This is a genomic window from Microbulbifer sp. GL-2, from assembly GCF_007183175.1.
In the GTDB taxonomy this organism is placed as follows: domain Bacteria; phylum Pseudomonadota; class Gammaproteobacteria; order Pseudomonadales; family Cellvibrionaceae; genus Microbulbifer.
The window spans coordinates 3,620,929-3,645,984 of record NZ_AP019807.1 but is presented as its reverse complement, the minus strand read 5'-3'; the positions used below and the strand labels follow the sequence as shown (position 1 = coordinate 3,645,984).

The following is a 25,056-nucleotide window of genomic DNA, read 5'->3' as shown; positions in this document are numbered from 1 at the left end:
ACTTCTTCTATAGCTCGGGCACAATCGCGCCCAATTCAAGAATACAACTGTTTATCGTGGAGTCCCCAGCCATGGCCAAAGAAAATCGTCTCGTCTATTCCACCGACCGCGGTCGCATCAAAGAAAAAACTTCTGTGGAGAAGCGTCACGAGGGGGACGGCACAGTGCGTATCCAAAGAGAGACCAAGGGGCGCAAGGGCAAAGGGGTAACCTGTGTACATGGGGTTACCGGTACCGACAGCGAGCTGAAACTGCTACTGGCGGAACTGAAAAAGCGCTGTGGCTGCGGCGGCGCCCTGAAAGATGGCGTGATCGAGATCCAGGGCGACAAACGCCCGGAAATCAAGGCGCTACTGGAATCCAAGAATTACAAGGTAAAACTGGCTGGCGGCTAAACTGTGCGCAACAGGCGCAATGGATTCAACTGTAATTGCTGTTCCCGCTTGAGACAGCGACTCAGCAAGGAGGCCAGCTGTACTTGGTAGTGCTCGAAAATCACCGACCTGGCATATTTACAGCGGGATTCCATCGACTGCACCATCGCCAAGGCCTCATGGTGACGCTTTGGTAATAGCTGCAGGGGTTCGCGCTTAGCCTTGATACATAAGGCACTGTCGAGCCCCTGTGCTTTGAATAAGTCCGAGGACTCCACCGTAGCAAAAGTCGCATCCAGCTCCCTTGCACTCAGGGCCAGGTATTTCTGTACCAGTTCTCGCTCAGCCAGATTTTGCGACAGATTCTGGGCAAATAGCGACAAGCTGGCAGAGTAGCCGCCAAGCCTTTCCAAGTGCGTCGCGAGAGCGTCGTAGGCCGCCAAATGGCGCAACAGGTTACGTGCTTCCTGCCGCTCTCTGGCCGGCATCGCCACCAGGGCCAGGCACAGCCGTTGGTAAAATACGGTGTATATATGCTGTAGCTGTTTTTCACTCTCTTCCAGCTCTGATCGTTTCAGCGCAGCCATTTCCTGAGCTGATGCGAGACTGCTGCTTTGCAGAGAGTAGTTCTGCGGATTAATGCTCAGCTTGTTCCTGATCATTGCCGCACCTAATTGCATAGCCACCATACGCAACCGCAACTTCTGACTGCGCTCGCGCACCTCCCCTAAATCGACCAGCTTGCCGCGTAACCAATCGATACTGGCCTGCAAATCCATCTCCTGCATCTCTTCTGAAACCGGTCGACGCAACGGTAACAACGTCAGTGGAGGATATCGATTAAAGTACTCTTCCAACACTTGTACAGCCTCATCCACCTCTCGACTGGAACAGAGCAGGCGACGATTCTCCACTACCTGACAGTCAGGTCCGGCATGGGCGGCACTGCTCGCCTGCGCCACCTGGGAAAAATCGACAAACAGATCAGACAGGGAAATCTCACGTAGAATCCGCCCATTCAAGCCGCGCTGATTCACCGCCTCAATACGCTCTAAATCCGCAGCCTCACAAATATCCCAGGGATCACTGGCCTGTCCCATGGCCAGCTCTATGGCCTTCCGGGTTTCCTCATCCAGGTTGTCCAGGGTCCAGGCAACCGCGGTTGAAATATTTTCAAAGCGCTGCCCCAAGGCCGCGGCCTCACGGCCAGTCTCAGATACAATCAAGTCCGCGTGTATCAGCCGATGCCACCTTTCAGCAAAGCCCGCAAATGCCTCACTGCCAATCAAATCTGCCGCCCAGAGATCGGCACGGGACTCCAGGAACCTGGCGCTGCCCCGGGTCATGGCACGGTGCAGGTGTTCAAGGCGCTCGACCATCGGCAGTAAGAAGTGACCACAAGTAACCAGCATTCGATGCAAGGGCTTTTGTAAACGATTCGGTTCCCCACTGGTACATAACGCACTGCGCTCATTTTCCAGTGCCCACTGCATCAACTCCAAGCGACGGACACCATCCAATACCAACCACGCCAATATCCCGGTTAATTTTCCCTGATAGATACCCAGCCCTCGCGCCACCAGGGCAAGACATTCACTGCCACGCATGGATGCCACACAGGAGAGCCCCAAGTGAATAGGTAGCTGCTGGCGTATGACCTGCGTAAATTCAGGAGAGCTGAAAACCTGGGCATCGGGACCGAGAGTGACCTCCTGTACTTTCGGTAAATTGGTCCTTCGGGAAAGCTGGTCAAACAAACGCAAAAGATCCCTGCCCTCGGCACGATTTAGCCTTATCTCGCCGGACTTGGGCTGGATATTCCGCGGAAACCACAGGTAGGGTGCAACCAGGAGTAAAAGTAGAAATAAAAGGAAGGCCACAGTAAACAAGCTATAGGCAATAACTCCACCAGTCAGCTCTCCCTGCCACACCGCCAGGGGAATCTGCCAGAGAGCATAACCAACCCCGTATAAACACAGGCCCGCAATACCAAGGAAAATAATGGGCAACACCAAAGCCGGAAGCAGCCCGAAACAAGCCCTGGCAACAGCGGATGGAACAGTAGCTTGTTTATCTCCAAAAACCTGCTCTAGGTCCTTTGCAGGCTCCCGTGTTACAGAGGTCTCCGTGCGTGATTTTACTTTTCTGGCTTGGTCATCTCGCGCTGAGCTAACAGTACTTCCATTGGCAAGCCTTTTATCCGTTGAGGGCTTTTTCGCAACACTTTGGTTCTTTCGTCGCTGGGCTACTTTGATCCGGGCAATCAGCTGCTGGTTATCAAATTTACCTGCGGGGCAGACCTCCACACGCAAGCCAATTTTCTGCAAGCCAGCGCGGAACTCCAGAGCCTGGGCTGATGCCAGTTGATCCCTGATCACCCAGCCTTTCAGCAATAACCTGCGTGCCTGGGCCTCGGGGATAGAAAACAATTGTGCAGCATCCCTTACCACTTGATCCGAATTTTTGGCGTGAAGTGTCCTTCCCGTGGAAACTACCTGGTATAAATCCTGGCCCGCCATCTCCCTCTCCCGTCAACTAGTGACGTAAATTGTCACATTTATTACATCTTGCGCGCAGAGTAAAAGATTCCAAGGAAATCAGGTGCGCACCAGTTCTCAGGAAACTGGTCGAGACCTCAAAATTGGCAGGAAAGGAGGCAAGGTGCACAGTTTTCTGGCGCACTTTGCCTGATTGAAAGGGTCAGGGAGTAAATATCTGGAATATCCGCGCAGCCAGCTCTGGGATAGTCAGCCCCTTATCCCTCGGCTTGTACCAGCTATAGGTGTGGCTCAACGCCCCCACCAAAAGCCGCCGCACCAGCGCAGGATCGTCACCGGGGCATTTGGCCGCAATAATCGCATCCAGCCAAATCTGTTCATACTCTTCACGCAGCCGCAACACGTCCCCCTGGCTTTCCTCAGACAGGCTGCGCCACTCCATTACTAAAATGGAAAAACCGGGCACCGCCTGTTCGTGGATAGCCTCAAGCTCAGACTGAATACAGGCCAGTAACCTCTCCTGCGGACAGCCTGCACACTCTGCAGCACTACGCATCCTGGCGCTGGCAAAGATAGTGACCTCTTTCATTACTCCGCAGAGGATCTGCTCCTTACTGGCGAAATGATGAAAAATACTGCCAGAAAGTATGCCGATTTCTGCAGCAAGATCACGTACGGTGGTGCGGGCAAACCCCCTCTGCTCAAACAGGCGTGCAGCCGCATTCAGTAGGCGCCCACGGGGAGAGGCCGGGTCCGTTAACAGGCCTTCATCAACCAGGGCCCCTATCAATTGTTGTGGTGATAATTCTGTTGGCGCCTCCGCCAGTGCTTGCGCGCTTTCTCGCACGAGTTTCTCCAGTATCTATACGGACAATCAATCCGGAATATTAGCGGCCCCATGAATTTACAATCAAATAGACGCCAGCTATTGAATACCAAGCGCTTGCTTGGTAGCGTTAAGCTATTCTGCGTTTTCCCACAGGCAGGCGCAAGCGCCGACAAGAACAATAAAAACTGAACAAGCCTTAATGGCTCGACATTAAAGGAAACTTTCATGCGCTATCAAAGCCAGCTGCGCCCCGGCAGCTTTAGCGAACAGACTCATGTTGTCACCGGCGGCGGCAGTGGTATCGGCCGCTGTATCGCCCATGAGCTGGCCAGTCTAGGCGCCCACGTGGTGCTGATCGGGCGCAAACAGGACAAGTTGGAACGGGTTGCCGGCGAGATCAATAACGATGGTGGTGAGTGCAGTCTGTACAGCCTGGATATCCGCAATGAAGAATGTGTGCAGGAAACCGTAGGGCAAATCGTTCAGACCCAGGGCAGGATTCACGGACTGGTGAACAATGCCGGAGGCCAGTTTCCCGCTCCCCTTGAACAGATTAATACCAAGGGCTTCGATGCAGTCGTGCGCAGTAATTTGTTAGGCGGCTTTTTGATGTCTCGCGAAGTATTCGTGCAATCGATGAAAAAACACGGCGGCAGCATCGTAAATATCACTGCGGACAATACCGGCGGAATGCCGATGATGGGGCACTCCGGTGCTGCTCGCGCGGGCATGGAAAATATTACAGAAACCGCAGCACTTGAGTGGGCATCGTTTGGGGTTCGAATCAACGCCGTGGCGCCCGGCTATATTCTTTCCAGCGGTTTTGACACCTACGATCCTGACTTCCTGCGCGAGCTGCTGCCGGGATTTCGCGACAGTATTCCCCTCTACCGGCTGGGCGAGGAGGCGGAAGTGAGTGGTGCAGTGTGCTTCCTGCTTTCCGATGCGGCCAGTTATATTACCGGGCAAACCTTGCGCATCGATGGAGGCTCCAGCCTGAAACATCACTCCCCCCTGTGGCAACCACAAGCGGCCAATACTTCCAAGCGTTTTAACGGATTCCATCGGAAACACAGGCCTCAGGTAGTGAAAGAGCTGGAAGCGGAGGGCAAGCTCTAATGCAGCCGATTGATTCCCAGCTCGACAACCGCTCGACGGAATTTAACGATAACAAAGCCGCGATGCTCGAGCAGATCAATGAATTTCGCGCAGCTGAACAGCGCCCGGTAAAGGCGGAAAAAAACAAGGCTGCCCGCTACCGAGATCGCGGCTGGCTACTGCCGCGAGAGCGCCTCAACCTGCTGCTTGATCCCGGAGCCCCTTTTATAGAGCTGTGCTCACTCGCCGGCTACAAACTCTTCGACGATCAGGATGGTAGCGGCGCTGGCGGCGGTGCTATTTGTGGCATCGGCCAGATCAGCGGGCGTCGCTGTATGGTGCGAGTGGATAATTACGCGGTGAAAGGCGGCACTATCTCTCCTGCCGGAATGGATAAAGCACTGCGTATGCAGCGCATCGCACTGGAAAATCACCTGCCGGTGGTCAGCCTGGCACAAAGTGGCGGCGCTAACTTAATGTATGCCACTGATACATTTGCCCCCGGTGGACGCGGTTTTGCCAACCAGGCACGCATGTCCGCCGCCGGTATCCCTCAGATAACCGTTGTGCACGGTGGCGCTACTGCCGGCGGCGCCTATCAGCCGGGACTGTCCGATTACGTGGTAATGGTGCGCGGGCAAACCGGTATGTATTTAGCCGGGCCGCCCCTGCTTAAAGCCGCTACCGGTGAGATTGCCGATGAGGAGAGTCTCGGCGGGGCAGAAATGCACTGCAGCGAATCCGGCAGTGGCGATTACCTGGCCGAAAATGATGCCGATGGCATTCGTATGGCACGGGAAATTGTCGCCGTCCTACCCTCGCCAAAACAGAATAGCTTAGAAAGAAATTACCAAGATCCACTCCACCCTATCGACGACCTGCTCGGCCTGATCCCGTCAGACAGCAAAAAGCCTTATGACGTGCGCGAAATTCTTGCGCGAATTGCCGACGGCTCCGCCATGCTGGATTTCAAACCGGACTTTGACCGGCAGACAGTATGTGGCCACATACGTATCGAAGGCTTTCCAGTAGGCATTATTGGCAATAACGGCCCCATCACCCCCAAAGGGGCCAATAAGGCCGCGCAGTTTATCCAGCTGTGCGAACAGAGCGGTACCCCGCTGCTGTTTTTACACAATACCACTGGATTTATGGTGGGTACCGAGGTGGAGTGCAACGGTATTATCAAGCACGGAGCCAAAATGATTCAGGCCGTGGCCAATGCCAGTGTACCCAAACTCAGTATTGTCATCGGCGGTTCTTATGGGGCCGGCAACTACGCCATGTGCGGTCGCGGATTTGATCCCCGCTTTATTTTTGCCTGGCCCAATTCCCGCACAGCGGTAATGGGCGCGGCCCAGGCCGGCAAGGTTATGCGCATAGTCACTGAGCAGAAAATGCAACGCAGCGGCAGTGTGGATGAACTGGTGTTGGACAAATTGGAAAACGATACCAGTGCCTTTATGCAGGGCAATTCCGGTGCGCTCGCTTGCAGCGCCCGCCTGTGGGACGACGGCATTATCGATCCCCGTGATACGCGCAAACTCTTGGGTATGTTACTGGAGGTTTGCAGTGAATCCGAGCACAGCAGGCTGAACAAAAATACCTTCGGCGTGGCGAGGTTTTAAAAAAACGCGGGGCAACAAGGAAGTGCCGTTGCCCATTTTCAAAATCACCGGGTTCACACTTCAAGGCAGGGAAAACAATAATGATACTCAGCGATCAACACCGGGAACTGCAGCGCACCGTACAAAATTTTGTACAACAGGAGATCAATCCCAACGTGGCAGAATGGGAAAAGGCCGGTCGCTTTCCTATCCGCGAAATTTTCCAGCAACTGGCCGGCCTCGGTCTGCTCGGCATCAGCAAGTCCAGTGACTACGGGGGCCTTGGCCTCGATTTCAGCTATGAAACAGTTTTCCTGGAGGAGCTGGGCGGTGCCCACTGCGGTGGTGTGCCCCTGTCAATTTCAGTCCAGACCTCCATGTGTACCCCTGCCCTGGCAAATTTTGGTAGCCAGGACCTCAAAGAACAATTCCTGATCCCCGCCGTAAACGGAGAGATGATCGGCGCAATTGCCGTATCTGAACCCGGCGCCGGCTCCGATGTCGCCTCAATTAAAACCACCGCCAAAAGTGAGGGCGATGACTATGTGATCAACGGCAGTAAGATGTGGATCACCAACGCCCCCTGCGCCGATTTTTTCTGCGCTCTGGTCAACACCAGCGAAGGGAAATCCCACAGTAACAAATCCCTGGTTATTATTCCGGCGAAGACACCGGGCCTGCGTATCGGTGAAAAGCTCGACAAACTGGGCATGCGCTCATCGGAAACCGCCCCCATCTTTTTTGACAATGTGCGGGTGCCCAAACATTTCCGTATCGGCGATGAAGGTGCCGGCTTCCTGTTACAGATGCTGCAATTCCAGGAAGAACGCCTCGCTGGCGCCGCACTGAATTTAAAAGGCCTGGAGAATTGTGTGAACAGCACCATCGACTATGTGCGCGAACGCCATGCCTTTAAAGCGCCATTGATCGACAACCAAACCATCCATTTTGCACTCGCAGAAATGCAGACCGAAGTGGAGTGCCTGCGCTCATTAACCTGGCGTGCGGTGGAAGCTTATGTGGCAGGTGAAGATGTCACCACCCTCGCCTCCATGGCCAAGCTCAAGGCGGGCCGCCTATCCCGCAGCATTCCAGATCAGTGCCTGCAGTTCTGGGGTGGCATGGGCTATATCGAGGAGACTGTAATCAACCGCGCTTACCGGGATAGCCGCCTCACCGCTATCGGCGGCGGTGCAGATGAGGTAATGCTCGGTATTATCTGTAAGCTGATGGGCATACTGCCCGGCAAACGCAAACCCACCGCGTGAGGTCAGGCCATGCAGACAATTATTAATGAGACCATTGGCATCGCCTGCCATCTCACCCTAAACCGGCCACAACAGCGCAACGCCATCAGTTTGCAAATGGTGGATGAGCTTCTGCAAAAACTTGCGGAAGCAGAGGAAGACCCGCAGGTGCGAGTACTGGTGCTGCGCGGTGCAGAACACAATTTCTGCGCCGGTGGTGATATTGCCGATATGCTCAACGCACAACAGGGCGCGAGTAATGGCAATAGCGATGCATTCTTCCACCTCAACCGCCGATTCGGCGAATTGATGGAGCAATTTAATCGCACTCCACTAGTAGTCATTGCGGTATTAGAAGGTGCTGTAATGGGCGGTGGTTTTGGGCTCGCTTGCAGTGCCGATATTGCTATCGCCGATCACAGTTGTCGTTTTGCCCTGCCGGAAACCCGCCTGGGTTTACCGCCTGCACAAATCGCTCCATTTGTAGTGGCGCGGGTCGGCCTTTCCCAGGCCCGACGCCTCGCCCTCAGCGGAGCAAAAGTCAATGCACAGCAGGCCTTGGAAATTGGCTTAATCCATCAGTTACTCGATAATTCCGAAGACCTCGAAAGCGCATTGCAGGAACACCTGGGCGCAATCAATGCCTGCGCTCCCGGCGCCCTGGCAACTACCAAGCAAATCTTGCTGGATGCAGCACGGGTGAGTGACGAAACTGCCCTCGGTCAATTACTCGACGGCGCCGCAGAGAAATTTTCCCACGCAATTCAAGGCCATGAAGGGCGCGAAGGCGCTCGTGCATTTCTGGAAAAACGATCACCGGAGTGGCAGCACTGATGTCGACAGCAGAGACCCTGTTAATCGCCAACCGCGGCGAGATCGCACTGCGTATTATGCGTACTGCTCGGGCAGAGGGCTATCGCACAGTTGCCGTCTACAGTGACGCGGACCGCGATGCACTACACGCACAAACTGCCGATATCGCCGTGGCAATTGGCGGGCAGACTTCGGCGGAGTCCTATCTGGATATCCAAAAAATTCTCGACGCGGCTAAAAAATCCGGAGCCACCGCCGTCCACCCCGGCTACGGCTTTCTCGCTGAGAACGCGGAATTTGCCAGCGCTTGCGAAGAGAATGAACTGCGTTTTGTTGGTCCGAGTGCCGAAGTCATAGAACTGATGGGCAACAAACGCAAAGCCAAGGAGTTTGTTGCCGCTGCCGGCGTACCCTGTATTCCCGGTTTCCAGGGTGCCCAGGACGACGACACCCTGATCGCCGAGGCGCGGCGCATCGGCTTCCCCCTCATGATCAAAGCCGCCGCAGGCGGTGGTGGGCGCGGCATGCGCCTGGCTCACGGGGACAACGAGCTGGCCTCCCAGTTGCGCGCCGCCCGCAGTGAGTCGATGAGTGCATTCGGCAGCGACGAATTAATTCTGGAAAAAGCACTGGTCAATGCTCGCCATATCGAAATCCAGGTATTTGCGGATCGTCATGGCAACTGTATTCACCTGGGGGAGCGGGATTGCTCCGTACAACGACGCCATCAAAAAGTGGTCGAAGAGTGCCCTTCCCCAGCGGTCGACGCCCAACTGCGGGAAAAAATGGGGCAAGCCGCAGTCGCCGCCGCGCGAGCCTGCGGTTATCTAGGCGCGGGCACCGTAGAGTTTCTACTCTGCCCCAGCGGCGAATTTTATTTCCTGGAAATGAACACCCGGTTGCAAGTAGAGCACCCGGTAACAGAAATGGTAACCGGTTTTGACCTGGTAGCCTGGCAACTGGCAGTAGCACGCGGCGAAGCCCTATGCGTCTCCCAGCAACAAGTCACCCAGCAGGGGCATGCCATTGAAGTCCGCCTGTATGCCGAAGATCCGGAACAACAATTCCTGCCCCAGGCCGGAAAAGTGCTCCACTGGATGGCGCCAAAGAGGCAAGGAATCCGTATCGACCACGCCTTGAAAAGTGGTTGCGAAATTACGCCATTTTACGACCCCATGCTCGGCAAATTAATTGCCTGGGGGCAGGATCGAGAAGAAGCTCGGCGCAAGCTAACCCAAGCCCTAAGCCAGCTGGAATTTATCGGCCCTAAAAACAATATCCATTTCCTGCAGAAGATCCTGGCCGAATCACAGTTTATCGCTGGCGATGCCGATACCAGTTTTCTCGACCAAAACAGCACGCTGACATCCGCAGAATCGGTTCCAGCAGTAATTGCAGCCCAAGCCGCACTACTTAATCACTTGCACCAAGCCAACCCCCAGGATCGGCGTAGCGGCCGCTGTGACTGGCGCAGTGGCGACAACAGCGTGCCAATCAACTATCGACTGGGAATTTCAGGGCAAACCCTAAACTGTGAGCTGCTGGCGTTAGTAAATAATTCTTATCAAATCTTGGTAGGCGATCAGCAGTTCCTGATTCAGTGGGTCCACTTTGAGAAATCACAAAAAGTTAGTGGAGTTTATAGCGCTGAACTCCTGCTGGATGGCGTTAGCCAAAAGAGCCTGTTCCTAGCCAACCAAAGCAATCTGCATCTCCTGTTAGACGGCAGGCAATTTCATTTTGTCGATATCACCCACGCCCCAGCCAAATCGAGCCTTAATGAAGGCAGTGGCCGCATCACAGCCCCTATGGACGGTTGCCTGGTGCAGGTATTGGTTGAGCCCAATCAAAGAGTTCAGCGGGGAGACACCATCGCCTTAATGGAAGCCATGAAAATGGAGCACGCCCTACGCGCAGACCGCGACGGTACCGTAATTAAACTGGGCGCCTGTGAAGGAGACCAGGTACGCGGTGGCCAGCTGTTAGTTCAGATCGAAGCCGCTCCCACGGAAACCGCCAAAATCCCCAGCGACGCTACTTCCTAAAGGAGATCAAAATGTACGATATTGATGCCTCCCGTATGGCAAGCCCCTTTTATGACGAAGGCCATCAGGAATGGCGCACCCAGTTGCGCCGCTTTGTCGACCGTGAGATTACTCCCTACATCACTCAATGGGACGAAGACGGCGAACTGCCCGCCGAACTTTGGGAAAAAGCGGCAGAAGTTGGCCTTCTGCAGATGAGTTATCCGGAAAACTACGGCGGAATCGAAACCGATGTCTTCCATATGATTGTTGCCGCAGAGGAGTTGGCCCGCCCCGGCGCAGGTGGACTCTACGCCAGCCTGATGGTCCACGGCATTGCCCTGCCCCCATTACTGCACTATGGCAGCGAGGCCCTTAAAGATCAGGTTATTCCCTCTGTATTACGTGGCGAAAAGCATATTTCCCTGGCTGTTACCGAGCCAGGCGCCGGCTCCGATGTAGCCAATCTCCAGTGTCGCGCAGAGCGTGATGGGCACGACTATATCGTGACCGGCGAAAAAACCTATATCACCGGCGGCATGCGCGCTAACTGGTTTACTACTGCCGTGCGCACTGGCGAAGAAGGCTTCGGTGGTATCTCCCTGCTCTTAATTCCTGCAGATGCCGAGGGAGTTAGCCGGCAGCTGCTCGATAAAAAACAGGGCTGGTGGTGCTCCGACACAGCCAGTATCTTTTTTGATCAAGTGCGCGTTCCTGCTAGCAACCTGATTGGAGATGAAAATCAGGGGTTTATACCCATAGTGCACAACTTCAATCGCGAGCGCCTGGGCATTGCCGCTTCCTGTGTAGAATTTAGCCGGGTATGTTTACAGGACGCCATTGAGTGGGCCCAAGAGCGCCAAACTTTCGGAAAGCGCCTCGCCAATCACCAGGTGATTCGGCACAAGTTTGCCCAGATGCTTCAACGCATCAATGCCACCCAAGCCTACCTGGACCTCTGTGCCTGGGCAGAGCAACAACATAAACTCAAGGTAGCCGACATCGCACTGCTTAAGGTTCAAGCTACAGAAACCCTTGAGTTCTGCGCCCGGGAAGCTATGCAGGTATTAGGTGGCGCAGGCTATATGCGCGGCAGTCGGATTGAGCGTATCTATCGCGAGGTACGGGTAAATGCCATTGGAGGGGGATCTGAGGAAATTATGCGGGATTTGGCTTCGAGACAGATGGGAATTTAGAGAGATACTGAAGACCACTATTAAAATCTCTGAGTGGAAACCGAAGCCCAGTAAATAAATCAAGCCGGTAAAAAAGCCGGCCTGATTTATTGAGGGATAGTCTTCTAGAAATCCAGCTTCTTCTCTTTAATAAACTCCCTTACCTGCTGGTTCAATACAGCCATAGGGACATTACCATTTCTCAAAACAATCTCATGGAAGTCTTTTATATCGAACCCCTCTTCCAGTTCACTCTGCATTAACTCCCGAAGCGCAAAAATCTCTAATGCACCAGAATCATAGGAAGTCAGCTGGGCCGGCATAACCGCCATCCGGTCCATCAAAGTACTTGGGCCTTTGGCAAATGAAGCGCCGGATTCCCGTAGAAATTCTGCCACTTCTGTATCACTCCAACCGAGCATATGCATAGCGGTATCCGCAACCATACCTCGTGCAGGCCATGCACGTCTCAGGATTTTGGTTGATCCATACTGGTACATACCCGCCTCTTCCGCAAGGTGTTCCGCATACCTTCCCCAACCTTCAGCAAAAGCCGAGTTAGACAGTGCATCTTCTATTTTATGGAATTTTTCTTGCTCCTGGACGAGAGCAATTTGCATATGATGACCCGGGTATCCTTCATGGATAGTGACTTTCTCTGCGGAAGCGTATGACTCATCCTTATAGGTTGTCGGATCATATCCAAATCTTGCCTTTCGCTCCTTAGTGCCAGGAACATAGTGTGCACTACGGCCCGAACCCCACTCGTGCTCGGGAATAGCCTTAACTTCCATTTCGATCAAAGGCATTTCATGGAAAAAGTCTACTGTTAAATCTCTGGACTTATCTACCAAACGTTCATAAAACTGATGCATTTCATCAGAATTGCTAAACTTCTGTGTTTCATCTTCACTTGCTCTAGCGACCGCCTCAGAATACGTGTCCACCTGAAAGAGATCCCTCCCCAAACGAACCACTTCGCTCCTGTTTGCGTTTACCGTACTTAAACCCAGCTCAAAAACCTCTTCAGGAGTCCTCTGTAATGTTGTATATGACCGGTATTGGGCCATATAGCACTCGCGACCATTAGGAATCGCGTGAATGCCCAGCTCGGCTCTTGCCTCAGGCAAATACTCGGCCTGTAGAAAATCCCTATAGCGCTTCATTGACGGTATCAATTGATCCGAGAGAACCACTTTAAATGCAGCCTCAAACTCTGGATTTTCCGCTTTCTTCGCAAGACCAAGAAATGGATGGTCATCAATATGTGCTTGTGTTAGACCATCAATTTGCTGAATTACACGTTCAACCACGCTTTTAGGTGCAGAATAACCTCGCTTAAGCCCATGGCTTAAGTTAATAATTTCCTGATCATAATAGGCAGACGCGAGGCGCCAACGCTCAATTGCATCCACCCTATCCTGTTCAGTTTTAACCGGCTGAACATCAGCCAAAAAACTTAATATAATATGTGGCCCAAACATATGATCAACGGACCACAATTCAGACTGGCAACTTCTCAGTCCGACATTGGACTCCAATCGTTCTTTAAACTTAAAATAAAACATCTTAGCCTGAGAGCTATCCAGATATTTGACATCAATTTTATTCAGCGCCTTAAGGACCCTATCCTCAACCTGAGCCAAGGCATTAAAACTAGCAGGGGTATTGGTTAGAAAGAGATCATGCCTATCTAGCTCTATATCACCAAAATATGCATAAGGCTGGAAGCTATTGAGATACGCCTCGGAGTATTCGTCAGCAAGATCATGTAGAACTTCAGAGCCATTCACAGCAGGAACAGATGGTTCTTCAAGTTTATTGTAGGTGGCAGAACACCCCGCAACAAGCGAAGAGAACACCAATATTCCAGCACTTAAATTTTTAATATCAATCACTTTTTAACTCATTAAATTTCTTTTTATTAACACAAGGGCAAACTTCAGACTCATAAGCCTAATGGTTAAGAGTTATGCATAGCATTAGAGCCAAAGAACCACTGAATAATACTGTAATGTCTCTGCCGGATTTAAGGGCTACAGATGTCAATCGCAAGGGCTAGCCCTTGCAGGTGCTGCAACGCGGTAGAGATGGCCTTCAAGACCCACACTATAGGGCTTTTAGAGGTATCACTAATTATTCAGGGGTTCCTTAATATTCGGCAAAATCTAGATTATAATGATTCGGCATTCTGTATCCCTGTCAACCGAAAACCTCCCGGCGAAAAAACTTCACCCTCAAAATAAAAACACATGCAATTGGAGCTTATAAACGATGTACCATATTGTCTACAGGACCTAATGTCGTTCTCGACAAGGTGACCTTATTCATAGATTAATGGCTTATGAATCACATTTACCTTCCTATCTCAGGAATTCCAAAAGAAAACCTCTCAGTATCTAATCTGGAATACACTGCCCTGTGAAAATATTGTGAAGCTTCAATAACATTGCAATCACACCCCCCTTGATATGCACAGGAACATCGTCTCCAAATACTTTACTGAAAATTTACATTTACACTAGCTCAGCACAATAATTCAACTGCAGAGGAATAAAAATCTACAAGAGAGTCTCGAGCCTCTCCACTTCGCGCCCTAATTGCCAAACTCTGTAAAGTCGCATGGAATAACTTGGCTGTTGTCTTAGCATCCCTACTGGACGACCAATCTCCGCTATTTTTCGCTCTCTCTAACCGGCACTCGATTCGGCTGTCAACCTGGGTAATTAGAGTTGCCAGGTCACTCCTGATCTCTGGGTGAGCTAGAGATTCAACGGGCGCCGTACAAGTAATAAAACAACCTAGCGGCTCCCCTTTATCCAGGTAAGTTATTAGCGCCTGTTCGTAAAATCGCAACATAGCTTCTTTCAAGGTACAACTATCATCCAATATGGCATCGAGCTCTTCCCCCAACTGATTCGTAAACTGAGTAAAAGCTTTGCGATATATAGATACCTTGTCGCCAAAAGCATTATAGATACTCGGCCTGTTCATCTGCATTGATTCAGCCAGATCATCTAAAGAGGTAGCGGTAAGACCTTTACGCCAAAATACCTGGAGCGCTCCCTCAAGGGCTTCAGTGGCATCATATTTGGGCGGTCGCCCCCTTTTCTTATTCATTTTTGTACTATTCCGAACATAATTATTGACAGATGCAAAAGCCTACCATATTTTATTGTTCGAAACGGTACAGAATAAGAAATAAGATGGATCTGACAACAAACAAAACCCCTCCGACTCTACCTTGCCTGGCCTGCAGCCTTGTAGCCTCCAGCGCTAGAGCTGCACTTACTGGGCCCATTCGCCTGGTAAAAAGGGAGCGTATTCAATATGTCGCTAAACAGATATATCAAGTTCCTGATTCGATTAACTGTAAAAGAGCGCTGGATATGGTCGCTCAATGTAGCCCTGCCTTCTTACTTAACCACTGCCTAAGAAGCTATGCATTTGGTTTGGCCATGAGCCACAAAGTAAAGACGACTATTGACAAAGAGGTATATTTTCTTGGGGCCATCATGCATGACCTTGGACTAACCAAGACCTACGATATAGGCGGAACCTTTGAGCTGGATGGCGCGCAGGCTGCAAGATCCTTTTGCATAGATCGTAATATTTCTCCAGAGAAAGCGGATCTGATACATGAGATGGTCGCTCACCACAACTCTGTCGGCATTGCGCACAAAAAAGATTCTGAAATTTCCCTGCTACATTTTGCTGCGGGGCTGGATGTAGCAGGATTCTGGCTGAATGATATCAACCCAAAGACCTTATCTGAGGTAATTGATAATTTCCCCAGACTGGACTTTAAGGAGGGCATGAAACAATTACTGAACGAGCAAATAAAGAGAAAACCAATGAGCTATATGAAACCATTTATAAAGCTTGGATTTCTTAAAAAAATAGACACCACACCTTTTTAACAGACTTTCGAACTGATCATTTGAATAATTTGACAAATTATATTTGTCAGGAGGATTACTATGTCTAAAAAAATCCATTTAACTGATATACAAAAGCTACCTGAAAACCAACTTAAAAAAAGCGAGTGGAGCAATATCATAAAATGGTTAAATATTACCCTTATCTCGATTGTCGCATTTTTAATTGGGGCCTGCGATTCGGGTTTTCGGCAAACAATGATGAAGCAGGCAATACCTATTGACTACTTCGAACCATTTACAGAGCTCCCAGCTCAACTTGTACAACACAGCGACCAACTCTATAGTTTCCGCCTGGGAATGAATCGAGCGATGATTCTGAAAACCAGCGATGGTCTGGCAGTATTTGATAGCTTTAACAAGAATTTCAGTAAGGCGCTCTTCGCCGAGCTAAAGAGATGGTTTCCAGGACAAGCTGTACGTTGGCTGGTCTACTCTCACAACCACCTGGATCATATTCGTGGTGGGGCTTACCTCAACCCAAAAATTGTAGTCGGGCATGCTGACATCAATCACTTGATTCTAGACTGGGAGCATCCACTGAATGACGTCTTGCCTGTCACTGAGACAGTGAAAGGTGATATGACTCTTAAGCTTGGTGACCAAACTGTTCATTTCCTTTACATGCCTAAATCTCACTCCTCAACCTTATATGGATTTTTTATTGAAAAAGAGAATGCCGTATTCGCCCCAGACATGATGTTCGTAAACACATTTCCTCCCTTTGGCTTACCTGATTGGTACTACCCAGGGTATATTCGGGCGCTCAATCGGCTAATTGATCTCAATGCAAAAATCTATATCCCTAGCCACTTCAATGAAGGGAGTAAAGTCGACCTAATCAACTATAGGGATATGATGGTGGATTTTCGAAAAACTGTAGAAAGGGAAATGGCTAAACTTGAATATGAACCTGATCAGGGAAAAAAATTACGAGCTATTTTTGACGTTGTTTATCCTGAACTTCAGGAAAAATACGGCCACTGGCATGGCTTTGACGCGATGTTTGTGCCGCATTTTGCCGGACAAATTGGAGGTACCTACTTGGGGTTCTGAATTAAAGGTTTATTGTACCCCCCCTCAGCTGATAGGGACTTTATCAGCCTTATCCTCTTAAAATCCTTAGCTCAAGAACTGCTTGAGCTACCCCTTTAAAATACGGCCTGGTATCAATTAAAATTTACGGTATCCATCGTAGGCATTAAACCTGCTCAGGACTTATTACCCACCCAGGGGAATCACAGAATAATTCCGTGCTGACTTTGCGAGAATTTGAGAGCAATTTACATTCTGCGTTACGGCTTTTCTGACAGGTCTAAACAGTCCTGTAACTCCTTGTCTTATATGGGATCTCCTGATGGAAGCCTGAGGTTTCACAAAGTTATTCAGAGTCATCCTATTTTTCAAGGTGGGGAAATCTGCTCTTGAATTCTGATATTAAGGGTGCGTGTGGGTACTCTTGTATACCCTGGCACCACCAATACCACCGCCACATCCTGCCTATAATTCCCCTTGAGGTAGTAACTTCTGTTATCATCGCGTCCGCAAAACCTAAGGGGTGGCTTTGGCCTGAGATGTTCGGAGGACTTTTGAATCTTCCGGGCAAACCCTTGAACCTGATCCGGTTAATACCGGCGTAGGAATAGGTAACCTCACCAAACGCCTCCTCACGTCGCGCTCCGGGTCTCTTTCACTTGTGTTGATTCGAGAGAGAACCATGAAGAATCTGTTCAAAGCCCACCCCATTGCATGGCCAGTAAGCATTGCTGTCAGCTTGACTGCGGGGCTGGCAGTTGCTGAATCTAGGGAAGCAGGAATTGAAGAGGTCGAAGTCACTGCCCAATTACGCAATACCAACCTGTTGGACTTGGCTACCAGCGCGACAGTGGTTAATGCGGATACAATCAAGGCCCGGGGTGCGAGCAATCTGGATCAGATCCTAAATATGGCACCAAATGTAAATTTCTCTTCCGGTGCATCACGGGGCCGCTTCATCCAAATTCGCGGTATTGGCGAGCGCAGCCAATTTATAGACCCTGTGAACCCCTCTGTTGGCCTGGTTATCGATGGTATTGACTTCACCGGCCTCGGGCTCGCTGCCAGCACCCTGGATATCGATCAAGTAGAGATTCTTCGCGGGCCGCAAGGCACAGCGTATGGTGCCAACGCCCTTGCGGGTCTGATCAATATGACCAGCGCCGCTCCCACTACCGAGCCCATGGCAAAAGTATCTGCCGAGGTAAGTGAATACAACGGACGCAATATTTCTGTAATTTCCAGCGGCCCATTATCCGATCAACTTGGTTATCGAATCGCTGCTAATAAGCAAAAATCCGATGGCTATACAGAGAATGCATTCCTGGGCAGTGATAATACCAACAATATTGATGAATCAGTGCTAAGAAGTAAGCTGGCCTACACGCCTAGTGACAACCTAAAGTTTGGCCTCTCTCTGCTCTATGTGAATGTTGACAACGGCTATGATGCCTTCTCCTTATACAACACCCGTGAAACACTCTCTGACGAACCAGGCTCGGATCGGCAGGAGACCTGGGCCGGAGCCCTAGCCGCACAGTGGTCAGGAAGTGAGCTATTCCATCTGGGTGCCACGCTGAGCCTCGCGGATTCAGACACAGAATACGGTTACGATGAAGACTGGAGTTATCAAGGCTTCCACCCATGGGAATACAGCCAAAAAGACAATTACCAGCGCGACAAAGATAACATCAGCTTAGACTTGCGCTTGCTTTCTACTGATGCATCCAAACTCTTTTCTGGCCGTAGCAGTTGGGTTATAGGTATATATGAGCGTATAGAACGTGAGGATTTATTACGCACCAAAACCTCAAATGAGGAGTTTGGGGCTGATGTTGAATATTTTTCCAGTGAATTTGACACAAGAAACACAGCGATTTATGGCCAACTTAATACTGAATTGACCGCCAGCTTAAATCTGGTGACTGGGCTCCGCCTGGAAAAACGAAGTGCTGATTACAAAGATTCCCTGTTCACTGCCAGGGATACCAGCGAGGACCTCTGGGGTGGCAATATCACTCTGGAGTATCACTACTCCGAAAATACTATGGCGTATGCGACAGTATCCCGAGGATACAAGGCCGGCGGTATCAATGGTGTAATCATCTCTGAATCAGTGAGTAATGAAGAAATTAGCCCTAATTTCTTTGATTTTGACACAGAGCATATGCTCAATTACGAAATAGGCGTCAAAGGCAATTGGTTCGACAACCGCTTGCAAGCCCAGTTGGCCGCTTTCTACCAGGATCGCAACGATATCCAGGCAAAACAATCCGTCTTCATATTTAATGAAGATGAAGTTTCCTTTCACGACTACCTGGCCAATGCCGCGGGAGGTAAAACTTCCGGGCTGGAAGTAGAGTTTAACTACTTTGCTACAGATTCCCTGCGCATCTTTGCCTCTGCAGGCTGGCTAAATGCGGAGTTTGAAAACTTTATAACCGGCTCTCATGTCGGCGCAAGAGATGATTCCCTAGGGGTACCTTTACCTCCTGTAAACCTGGATGGCCGAGATGTAGCCCATGCGCCAAGCTATCAATTTTTCACTGGCAGCGAAATTTCTCTCTTGCCTAATTTAATTCTACGCTTAGAGCTGGAAGGAAAGGACGAGTTCTACTTCTCCAATAGCCACAATGAAAAATCTAATTCCTATGAATTAGTCAATGCCCGGCTGACATACCAGGGTGATAATTGGGACCTGTCCTTGTGGGGTAGAAACTTAACTGATGAAGACTATTACACCAGGGGTTTCTATTTTAGCAACCAATATGGTAACAACCCTGCCAATGGCTATGGGCCAGAAGCCTATTATCAGTTTGGTGAGCCCCGTATCGCAGGTATAAGCGGTACTTATACTTTCTAATAGTTATACCATTAGGGGTGGTGGTCTATACCACCCCAACTTTTGCTGTCAATAGGAGGCGTTGTGAGGCTCTCAGTAGAAATCAGTATGTACCCACTGAAGGATGAGTATATCCACGGCATCCAAGCATTTATTGATCGACTCAATAAATATCCAGAACTCAAGGTAATTACCAATACTATGAGTACCCAGGTTTTTGGGGACTACGATTTGCTAATGGATGTAATCAAGTTAGAAATGCGCAGATCCTATGAGCAGTTTGGCCGCGCCATCTTTGTTTGCAAATTTATAGACGGGGATCTTTCACCGGCGGCATCAGATGTTTGATCAAGATTTCACTAGCGCTATTTCAGCTTCTATCAACGCGATGTCCTCCTGGGAAATTGCTGCGGTTGTATTGGCCTTATCCTACCTACTGCTTGCAATGCGTGAAAAGATCAGCTGTTGGTACGCTGCTTTTGCCAGCACAGCCATTTACCTTTTCTTATTTTGGGACGTCAGCCTGCTGATGGAATCGGCCCTGCAGGTATTTTACCTGGTAATGGCTGTTTTTGGTTGGTGGCAATGGCGTAGTCATCGAGATAAACAACAAGATCTCAAAATTCATCGCTGGCCACTTAAAACCCACTTTCTAGTACTGACAAGCGTCAGCGGGCTCACCTTGTTGCTTGGCTATATTCTGGAGAATACAACCAATGCCGCCCTGCCCTACCTGGACTCTTTTACTACTTTAGGGGCCATGGTTACAACTTATATGGTAACTCGAAAAGTATTAGAGAACTGGATTTACTGGATTTTGGTCGATGGGGTCTCTATTTACCTTTATATGGACAGAGGGCTCTATCTAACCGCAGCCTTATTTCTGCTGTATGTGATATTAGTAATTGTCGGCTTTTTCCAGTGGTATGCCATCTACAAAAATGACAAGTCGGGTAAAATTTTTGATTCAGGAACAGTACCTGTTAATCAGAATATAACTGCTTAACAGATACTTATAGATAGCTATATTAAGCCATGACAAAAATCAAAGATGATATTTTGCCCCGAGACTGGAGCCTGTGGAGCCATTCCAAACCTGTAGTAATCAAACCGCTTACAGGAGGCCAAACTAACCAGACTTTCCTGATCCAGTCAGTGAATGAGCTGTTAGTTTTACGAAATAATTCACAGCTTGGTGATGTATTTGACCTGGATCGTGATACAGAATCAAGTGTATTGATAAGCGCTAGTTACACAGGGATATGTGCTCCCCTAGTCTATACTGATCCAACTCACCGATATCAGGTCACTCAGTTTATATCAGGCAATCCCTGGAAAAAAAGTGCTGCCGGTGCCCTAGAGCAACTCGCTAATCTTCTCCGCGATATCCATAGCCTACCCACTATCGATGCCTACTTGGATATCCCCAACAAGGTTGCATGTTATTGGGCATCAATCGACAAACAGGCAGCTTTCTATCCCCCCTTGAAGCAACTCCAGCAGAAGATCCCTTTTCATATTACAGCCGCAAAACAACTTGGTGATGACCTTTCTCTTTGCCATAACGATTTAAGTAAAGGAAATCTAATCATAGAAAAGACCGGCCAGCTTTATGCCATTGATTGGGAATATGCAGCAATGGGCGATCGATTCTATGATATCGCGGTTATCATAGAGGAACACACACTTAACAGGCTTCAGCAGCGAACCCTGCTTGAGCACTATCTCGGAACCAATCCACATGAGAAACATTGGCAACGTCTATATTATTGGCGCTCAGTCTACCAGTATCTCTGTCTGTTATGGTATGCCGTGCAATGGAGTTCTGGGATATTAAAAAGCAAGCAACTTGCTGAAAAAATAGACAGCGAGAGCAGGAATTTGCTCCAATCAACAGCATTCACTCATTTTTAGCTTTTCTTATTGCAGTACCTTGAGTCACCCCGTGACGGGAATGCTGTAAAATCGTTGTTGCCGATACCATATTTATACAATTGAAAATTAAGAGCTAGGAGTTATAACTTATGTCGAAGATTATTTTTGCTTTAATGCTGCTCATTTTGACCAGTGGTAATGCTCAGGCACAGGAAAAACCTGAAGCGTTCGAAACTATTGAGAATCTATTAAACTTCCTTTCTGACGTTGATCATAAGGGCATGAAAAGCACGGTAACCGAGTCCTTCCTTTTGCTCGAACACGGAGAAGTATGGACCATTGAAGACCTGGTCGAGGTCGCAAAACCCTCAGAGACCGTAAGAACCAATTACTTTAGTATTATTGATTTTGATGAACAGAGAGACCTGGTTACTGTCAACTATTGGAATAAGGCCAATTTCGCCTCCAAGAACAAAAGCCAGGATATTTATTGGCTTGAGAGTGCAATTTTGAAAAAAATTGAAGGAAAGTGGCTTCTCTCCCAGCTGCACTCCACAAGGTTGCCTTCAGGAAAAATACCAGAAAATGCAGTATTTACACAGTAAGGTCCCCTCAAAACCACACCAGAGAAGAGCCAAAATGGATTTAGGCTCTTAGCATATCGGCGATATTGACTCTGTCATCAATGCCCTCCTCAAGCGTCAACACGTATTGTAAAATGATGACCTGAATTCTAAATTCTATCGCTTATCATCATCCGGTAAACTAAACTATGAAGCTTAAAGTATATCTCTCAGGTGAAATTCACTCAGACTGGAGAGATCAGATAATCGAAGGTTGTACTAAGCATGGCCTGGATATCTCATTCTCCTCAGCGGTGACCAACCACGAAGCCAGTGATGCGGCTGGTGATGGCTTGGGACAGGAGTCCAATTCTTTTTGGCGAGACCACAAGTCAGCCAAAGTAAATGCAATTAGAATTAAACATCACCTAGAAAATTGTGACTTGGCTGTGATCCGATTTGGCCAAAAATACAAGCAATGGAATGCAGCATTCGATGCGGGATACTGTGCCGCTCTGGGTAAACCCTATATTACTTTACACGACGAATCACTGGTACATGCCCTTAAAGAGGTGGACGGTGCCGCGCAAGCCTGGGCACAAACACCTGAGCAAGTAGTCGAAATCCTTAGGTATTTAACCAACCAAGCTTAGAGGTTTGTGGGCAGCAATCTATAGAGCTGCCCTCTCAAGTTTTTTCGTAGGCTGAACAACCTACCAAGCTTCCCAGCAATACAAATTGCTGCTCATTACTCCAATCTCAATTTCTGATTAACGTAAGAAAAGTGGTACCATAGTGTATTCAAAATAAGACCAATATGTGTTTGCTAGTCAGACTTACAGGAGAGGTATATGGCCATTACCAAAGAAGTTGAACAGGGACAGGCAGTTTACTCCAAATCCGTCCTCTGGCTATATGATCTTTGGGTCCTGGGGTTGTCCAATAGATTTATATGGCAATGCCCCACTCCCAGCATCCTTAAGCATTTCGATAAATACATTACATCAAACCACCTGGATGTTGGCGTCGGCACTGGATATTTTTTAGACAGATGCCACTTCCCAACCAGCGATGTGCGGTTAGGATTAATGGACTTGAACCAAAATAGCCTGGATGTTTCTGCCGCGAGAGCTGCCCGCTATAACCCACTTCAGTTTCGTTGCAATGTACTCGATGAAATTAATATTGCAGCAGATAAATTTGATTCAATTTCCTTAAATTACCTGCTCCATTGTCTACCCGGCAAGTTACCAGAAAAGCTCTCAGCCGTAGAGCACGTTAGCACACTGCTCTCGGAGTCCGGGGTTGTATTTGGTTCGACTATTTTATCAAAGGGCATACACAGGAATGCCGCCGCAAAGAAGCTTATGGCCATTTACAATAAAAAGGGCATTTTTTCCAACATGGAAGACAGCAAGGATGACCTCGAAGCCTATCTTGCTAGTGGGTTCAATGAATATCAAATAGAAGTAAAAGGCTGTGTTGCTCTGTTTAGCGCTAAAGGAAAACGACAATAATAGAATAGGCTTTTCCTGCTCAAAGCTATTAAAAATTAGCAGCTTAAATACTCCCTTACAATGAAGGAAAGTGAGAGATCCTTTTGAAAAGGCAATTTTATAAAAGTCTTCTTTGCTTGGATCTCTTAACTTCAACATTAACTCCCAGGTATTGCAGTACTAAAACCACCTTCAATTATATTGAGAGTCGGTAAGTTCATACCTATCAAAATACCCTTTAAACAGGCCCTCCAGCTGCCCACGACCGGGAAACAAAAAATCAGGTTAGATTCATAAAGGAGCCTTTTAATCCCAACTACGGTATATCAGTTGACAAGTCACTTTTCCTTGAAAAAAATCTCTACTTACAATTAAAATGAATGAATGCATAATTCTTTCAGGGACTAATTCATAGTTAGAATTTATCGGCTGTGGCCTTCCAGAAAAACTATTAAATTATTTTTTTGACTGGAACCCTGTTTTTTGACATTTTGAAAACTTAGTCAACTTTCTCTATTTTATAGTTCTTGCCATGCTAAACGAGCAGATACACCAATAATCCCGGGTTGATTCGCCGATATATTGATCTAAAGTTAGTCTTTCTACTGTAAAGCGGCAATATCAATAACAACACTGGGCAAGTCCGTTTGACTACCTTTCATACAAAAGAGGAACTACCATGTCTATTGAGCGATTAAGAACTCCCGACGAGCGTTTTTCCCTACTGCCTGGCTTTCCCTACCAACCCAACTATATAGATAGCCTGGAAGATTATGATGCAATGCGCATGGCTTACATTGATGAGGGGAAGCCGGATGCGGAAACAACTTTCCTATGCCTGCACGGCGAACCAACTTGGAGCTATTTATACCGCAAGATGATACCGGTGTTTGTTGAGGCTGGGCACCGCGTGATCGCACCAGACCTGTTTGGTTTTGGCCGCTCCGACAAACCTGTAGATGATGAGGTCTACACCTTTAATTTCCATCGCAACAGTCTGATTCGCCTGATTGAGCACCTGGACCTTAAAAATATTACTTTGGTTTGCCAGGACTGGGGCGGAATCCTGGGTCTCACCCTCCCTATGGATATGCAGAATCGGTTCACAAGGCTATTGGTAATGAATACTGCTATTGCTGCTGGAGACGGCGCATCCGACGGCTTTTATCACTGGCGAAACTTCTCTATCGGGGTACCAGAGATCCCTGTTGGAGGCCTGATAGCTAACGATGCTCGATCTGAGGTCAATCTTTTCGATATAGTTGCATATGATGCCCCCTATCCCGACAACCGCTACAAGGCCGGAGTCCGCCGCTTTCCCTCAATAGTACCAGTTGACCCCGGGATGGAAGGCGTAGAGTTAGGCCTGAGAGCGCGGGAATTCTGGTCCAAAAACTGGGAAGGTGATAGCTTTATGGCGATTGGCATGAGAGACGCTGTGCTCGGTGAAAATGTCATGGAAATGCTGAGGGGCATCATCAAAAACTGCCCGCAACCACTCAAGATTGAAGAGGCCGGTCATTTTGTGCAGGAGTATGGCAAGGAAATTGCTGAAAAGGCCCTCGCCCACTTTAAACTTTCTTCACCAGTAACCACAAACTAAGATGTTTGATTGCAGCTGCCGGGCTTATACAGAGCCCGG

21 protein-coding genes and 1 riboswitch are annotated in these 25,056 nt (G+C 49.0%); of the genes, 17 read left to right on the top strand and 4 right to left on the bottom strand.

Going from position 1 to position 25,056, the window contains the following annotated elements:
- Positions 1 to 71 precede the first annotated feature (71 nt).
- A complete protein-coding gene (gene yciH / locus GL2_RS15955) occupies positions 72 to 395 on the top strand; it encodes a stress response translation initiation inhibitor YciH (protein WP_143731576.1) in 324 nt (107 codons plus the stop codon).
- On the opposite strand, the gene GL2_RS15950 is transcribed toward yciH, so the two are convergent.
- Both GL2_RS15950 and GL2_RS15945 read right to left on the bottom strand, forming a co-directional pair.
- Positions 392 to 2,893, bottom strand: a complete 2,502-nt coding sequence (locus GL2_RS15950; RefSeq protein ID WP_143731575.1) for a hypothetical protein — start codon at positions 2,891 to 2,893, stop codon at positions 392 to 394. The genes yciH and GL2_RS15950 overlap by 4 nt on opposite strands.
- Before the next feature lie 181 nt (positions 2,894 to 3,074).
- The gene (locus GL2_RS15945) at positions 3,075 to 3,719 is read right to left on the bottom strand and encodes a TetR/AcrR family transcriptional regulator (RefSeq protein ID WP_143731574.1); all 645 of its coding nucleotides are present in this window, start codon (positions 3,717 to 3,719) and stop codon (positions 3,075 to 3,077) included.
- A gap of 207 nt (positions 3,720 to 3,926) precedes the next feature.
- On the opposite strand from GL2_RS15945, the gene GL2_RS15940 reads away from it, so the two are divergent.
- The 6 genes from GL2_RS15940 to GL2_RS15915 all read left to right on the top strand — a co-directional run bounded on the left by GL2_RS15940 (position 3,927) and on the right by GL2_RS15915 (position 11,686).
- On the top strand, positions 3,927 to 4,820 hold the full coding sequence (locus GL2_RS15940) for an SDR family oxidoreductase (RefSeq protein ID WP_143731573.1): 894 nt from the start codon (positions 3,927 to 3,929) through the stop codon (positions 4,818 to 4,820).
- A complete protein-coding gene (locus tag GL2_RS15935; protein ID WP_143731572.1) occupies positions 4,820 to 6,427 on the top strand; it encodes an acyl-CoA carboxylase subunit beta in 1,608 nt (535 codons plus the stop codon). The genes GL2_RS15940 and GL2_RS15935 overlap by 1 nt, the downstream gene beginning before the upstream one ends.
- 80 nt (positions 6,428 to 6,507) lie before the next feature.
- A complete protein-coding gene (locus tag GL2_RS15930) occupies positions 6,508 to 7,674 on the top strand; it encodes an acyl-CoA dehydrogenase family protein (protein ID WP_143731571.1) in 1,167 nt (388 codons plus the stop codon).
- Positions 7,675 to 7,683: 9 nt separating this feature from the next.
- Positions 7,684 to 8,487, top strand: coding sequence for an enoyl-CoA hydratase/isomerase family protein (locus GL2_RS15925; protein WP_143731570.1), 804 nt, complete (start codon positions 7,684 to 7,686; stop codon positions 8,485 to 8,487).
- Positions 8,487 to 10,511, top strand: a complete 2,025-nt coding sequence (locus GL2_RS15920) for an acetyl-CoA carboxylase biotin carboxylase subunit (RefSeq protein ID WP_143731569.1) — start codon at positions 8,487 to 8,489, stop codon at positions 10,509 to 10,511. The genes GL2_RS15925 and GL2_RS15920 overlap by 1 nt, the downstream gene beginning before the upstream one ends.
- An 11-nt stretch (positions 10,512 to 10,522) precedes the next feature.
- On the top strand, positions 10,523 to 11,686 hold the full coding sequence (locus GL2_RS15915; RefSeq protein WP_143731568.1) for an acyl-CoA dehydrogenase family protein: 1,164 nt from the start codon (positions 10,523 to 10,525) through the stop codon (positions 11,684 to 11,686).
- Between the two features lie 104 nt (positions 11,687 to 11,790).
- On the opposite strand, the gene GL2_RS15910 is transcribed toward GL2_RS15915, so the two are convergent.
- Both GL2_RS15910 and GL2_RS15905 read right to left on the bottom strand, forming a co-directional pair.
- Positions 11,791 to 13,563 carry a DUF885 family protein gene (locus GL2_RS15910; protein WP_143731567.1) on the bottom strand — a complete coding sequence of 591 codons (1,773 nt, stop codon included), beginning with the start codon at positions 13,561 to 13,563 and terminating at the stop codon, positions 11,791 to 11,793.
- A 628-nt stretch (positions 13,564 to 14,191) separates the two neighbouring features.
- Positions 14,192 to 14,785: a TetR/AcrR family transcriptional regulator gene (locus GL2_RS15905; RefSeq protein ID WP_143731566.1), complete on the bottom strand. Its 594-nt coding sequence runs from the start codon at positions 14,783 to 14,785 to the stop codon at positions 14,192 to 14,194.
- Positions 14,786 to 14,871: 86 nt separating this feature from the next.
- Here GL2_RS15905 and GL2_RS15900 point away from each other — a divergent pair, with 86 nt between their 5' ends.
- The 10 genes from GL2_RS15900 (at position 14,872) to GL2_RS15855 (ending at position 25,017) form a co-directional block, all read left to right on the top strand.
- Positions 14,872 to 15,585 carry an HD domain-containing protein gene (locus tag GL2_RS15900; RefSeq protein WP_232053651.1) on the top strand — a complete coding sequence of 238 codons (714 nt, stop codon included), beginning with the start codon at positions 14,872 to 14,874 and terminating at the stop codon, positions 15,583 to 15,585.
- A 60-nt stretch (positions 15,586 to 15,645) separates the two neighbouring features.
- Positions 15,646 to 16,659, top strand: a complete 1,014-nt coding sequence (locus GL2_RS15895; RefSeq protein WP_143731565.1) for an MBL fold metallo-hydrolase — start codon at positions 15,646 to 15,648, stop codon at positions 16,657 to 16,659.
- Positions 16,660 to 17,147: 488 nt separating this feature from the next.
- Positions 17,148 to 17,263, top strand: a riboswitch (TPP riboswitch).
- A gap of 57 nt (positions 17,264 to 17,320) precedes the next feature.
- Complete coding sequence (locus GL2_RS15890) at positions 17,321 to 19,501, top strand: TonB-dependent receptor (protein ID WP_143731564.1); 2,181 nt, start codon at positions 17,321 to 17,323, stop codon at positions 19,499 to 19,501.
- A 63-nt stretch (positions 19,502 to 19,564) separates the two neighbouring features.
- Positions 19,565 to 19,828 (top strand): hypothetical protein, encoded by a 264-nt coding sequence (locus GL2_RS15885; protein WP_143731563.1) that lies wholly within the window; start codon positions 19,565 to 19,567, stop codon positions 19,826 to 19,828.
- Positions 19,821 to 20,486 carry a nicotinamide riboside transporter PnuC gene (gene pnuC, locus GL2_RS15880; protein ID WP_143731562.1) on the top strand — a complete coding sequence of 222 codons (666 nt, stop codon included), beginning with the start codon at positions 19,821 to 19,823 and terminating at the stop codon, positions 20,484 to 20,486. Before GL2_RS15885 ends, pnuC begins: the two co-directional genes overlap by 8 nt.
- A 29-nt stretch (positions 20,487 to 20,515) precedes the next feature.
- Entirely contained in the window at positions 20,516 to 21,394 is an 879-nt protein-coding gene (locus GL2_RS15875) for a choline kinase family protein (RefSeq protein WP_143731561.1), read from the top strand.
- A gap of 110 nt (positions 21,395 to 21,504) precedes the next feature.
- On the top strand, positions 21,505 to 21,960 hold the full coding sequence (locus GL2_RS15870; protein ID WP_143731560.1) for a nuclear transport factor 2 family protein: 456 nt from the start codon (positions 21,505 to 21,507) through the stop codon (positions 21,958 to 21,960).
- Positions 21,961 to 22,127: 167 nt separating this feature from the next.
- Entirely contained in the window at positions 22,128 to 22,571 is a 444-nt protein-coding gene (locus GL2_RS15865; RefSeq protein WP_143731559.1) for a YtoQ family protein, read from the top strand.
- A 198-nt stretch (positions 22,572 to 22,769) separates the two neighbouring features.
- Positions 22,770 to 23,435, top strand: a complete 666-nt coding sequence (locus tag GL2_RS15860) for a class I SAM-dependent methyltransferase (RefSeq protein WP_143731558.1) — start codon at positions 22,770 to 22,772, stop codon at positions 23,433 to 23,435.
- A 658-nt stretch (positions 23,436 to 24,093) separates the two neighbouring features.
- Entirely contained in the window at positions 24,094 to 25,017 is a 924-nt protein-coding gene (locus GL2_RS15855) for a haloalkane dehalogenase (RefSeq protein ID WP_143731557.1), read from the top strand.
- Positions 25,018 to 25,056: the final 39 nt, after the last annotated feature.

What these genes read in the sequence shown, in the direction of transcription:
- yciH (WP_143731576.1), top strand. Translation starts at nt 72, where the DNA reads ATGGCCAAAGAAAATCGTCTCGTCTATTCCACCGACCGCGGTCGCATC.
- GL2_RS15950 (WP_143731575.1), bottom strand. Translation starts at nt 2,893, where the DNA reads ATGGCGGGCCAGGATTTATACCAGGTAGTTTCCACGGGAAGGACACTT.
- GL2_RS15940 (WP_143731573.1), top strand. Translation starts at nt 3,927, where the DNA reads ATGCGCTATCAAAGCCAGCTGCGCCCCGGCAGCTTTAGCGAACAGACT.
- GL2_RS15935 (WP_143731572.1), top strand. Translation starts at nt 4,820, where the DNA reads ATGCAGCCGATTGATTCCCAGCTCGACAACCGCTCGACGGAATTTAAC.
- GL2_RS15930 (WP_143731571.1), top strand. Translation starts at nt 6,508, where the DNA reads ATGATACTCAGCGATCAACACCGGGAACTGCAGCGCACCGTACAAAAT.
- GL2_RS15925 (WP_143731570.1), top strand. Translation starts at nt 7,684, where the DNA reads ATGCAGACAATTATTAATGAGACCATTGGCATCGCCTGCCATCTCACC.
- GL2_RS15920 (WP_143731569.1), top strand. Translation starts at nt 8,487, where the DNA reads ATGTCGACAGCAGAGACCCTGTTAATCGCCAACCGCGGCGAGATCGCA.
- GL2_RS15915 (WP_143731568.1), top strand. Translation starts at nt 10,523, where the DNA reads ATGTACGATATTGATGCCTCCCGTATGGCAAGCCCCTTTTATGACGAA.
- GL2_RS15905 (WP_143731566.1), bottom strand. Translation starts at nt 14,785, where the DNA reads ATGAATAAGAAAAGGGGGCGACCGCCCAAATATGATGCCACTGAAGCC.
- GL2_RS15900 (WP_232053651.1), top strand. Translation starts at nt 14,872, where the DNA reads ATGGATCTGACAACAAACAAAACCCCTCCGACTCTACCTTGCCTGGCC.
- GL2_RS15895 (WP_143731565.1), top strand. Translation starts at nt 15,646, where the DNA reads ATGTCTAAAAAAATCCATTTAACTGATATACAAAAGCTACCTGAAAAC.
- GL2_RS15890 (WP_143731564.1), top strand. Translation starts at nt 17,321, where the DNA reads ATGAAGAATCTGTTCAAAGCCCACCCCATTGCATGGCCAGTAAGCATT.
- pnuC (WP_143731562.1), top strand. Translation starts at nt 19,821, where the DNA reads ATGTTTGATCAAGATTTCACTAGCGCTATTTCAGCTTCTATCAACGCG.
- GL2_RS15875 (WP_143731561.1), top strand. Translation starts at nt 20,516, where the DNA reads ATGACAAAAATCAAAGATGATATTTTGCCCCGAGACTGGAGCCTGTGG.
- GL2_RS15870 (WP_143731560.1), top strand. Translation starts at nt 21,505, where the DNA reads ATGTCGAAGATTATTTTTGCTTTAATGCTGCTCATTTTGACCAGTGGT.
- GL2_RS15865 (WP_143731559.1), top strand. Translation starts at nt 22,128, where the DNA reads ATGAAGCTTAAAGTATATCTCTCAGGTGAAATTCACTCAGACTGGAGA.
- GL2_RS15860 (WP_143731558.1), top strand. Translation starts at nt 22,770, where the DNA reads ATGGCCATTACCAAAGAAGTTGAACAGGGACAGGCAGTTTACTCCAAA.
- GL2_RS15855 (WP_143731557.1), top strand. Translation starts at nt 24,094, where the DNA reads ATGTCTATTGAGCGATTAAGAACTCCCGACGAGCGTTTTTCCCTACTG.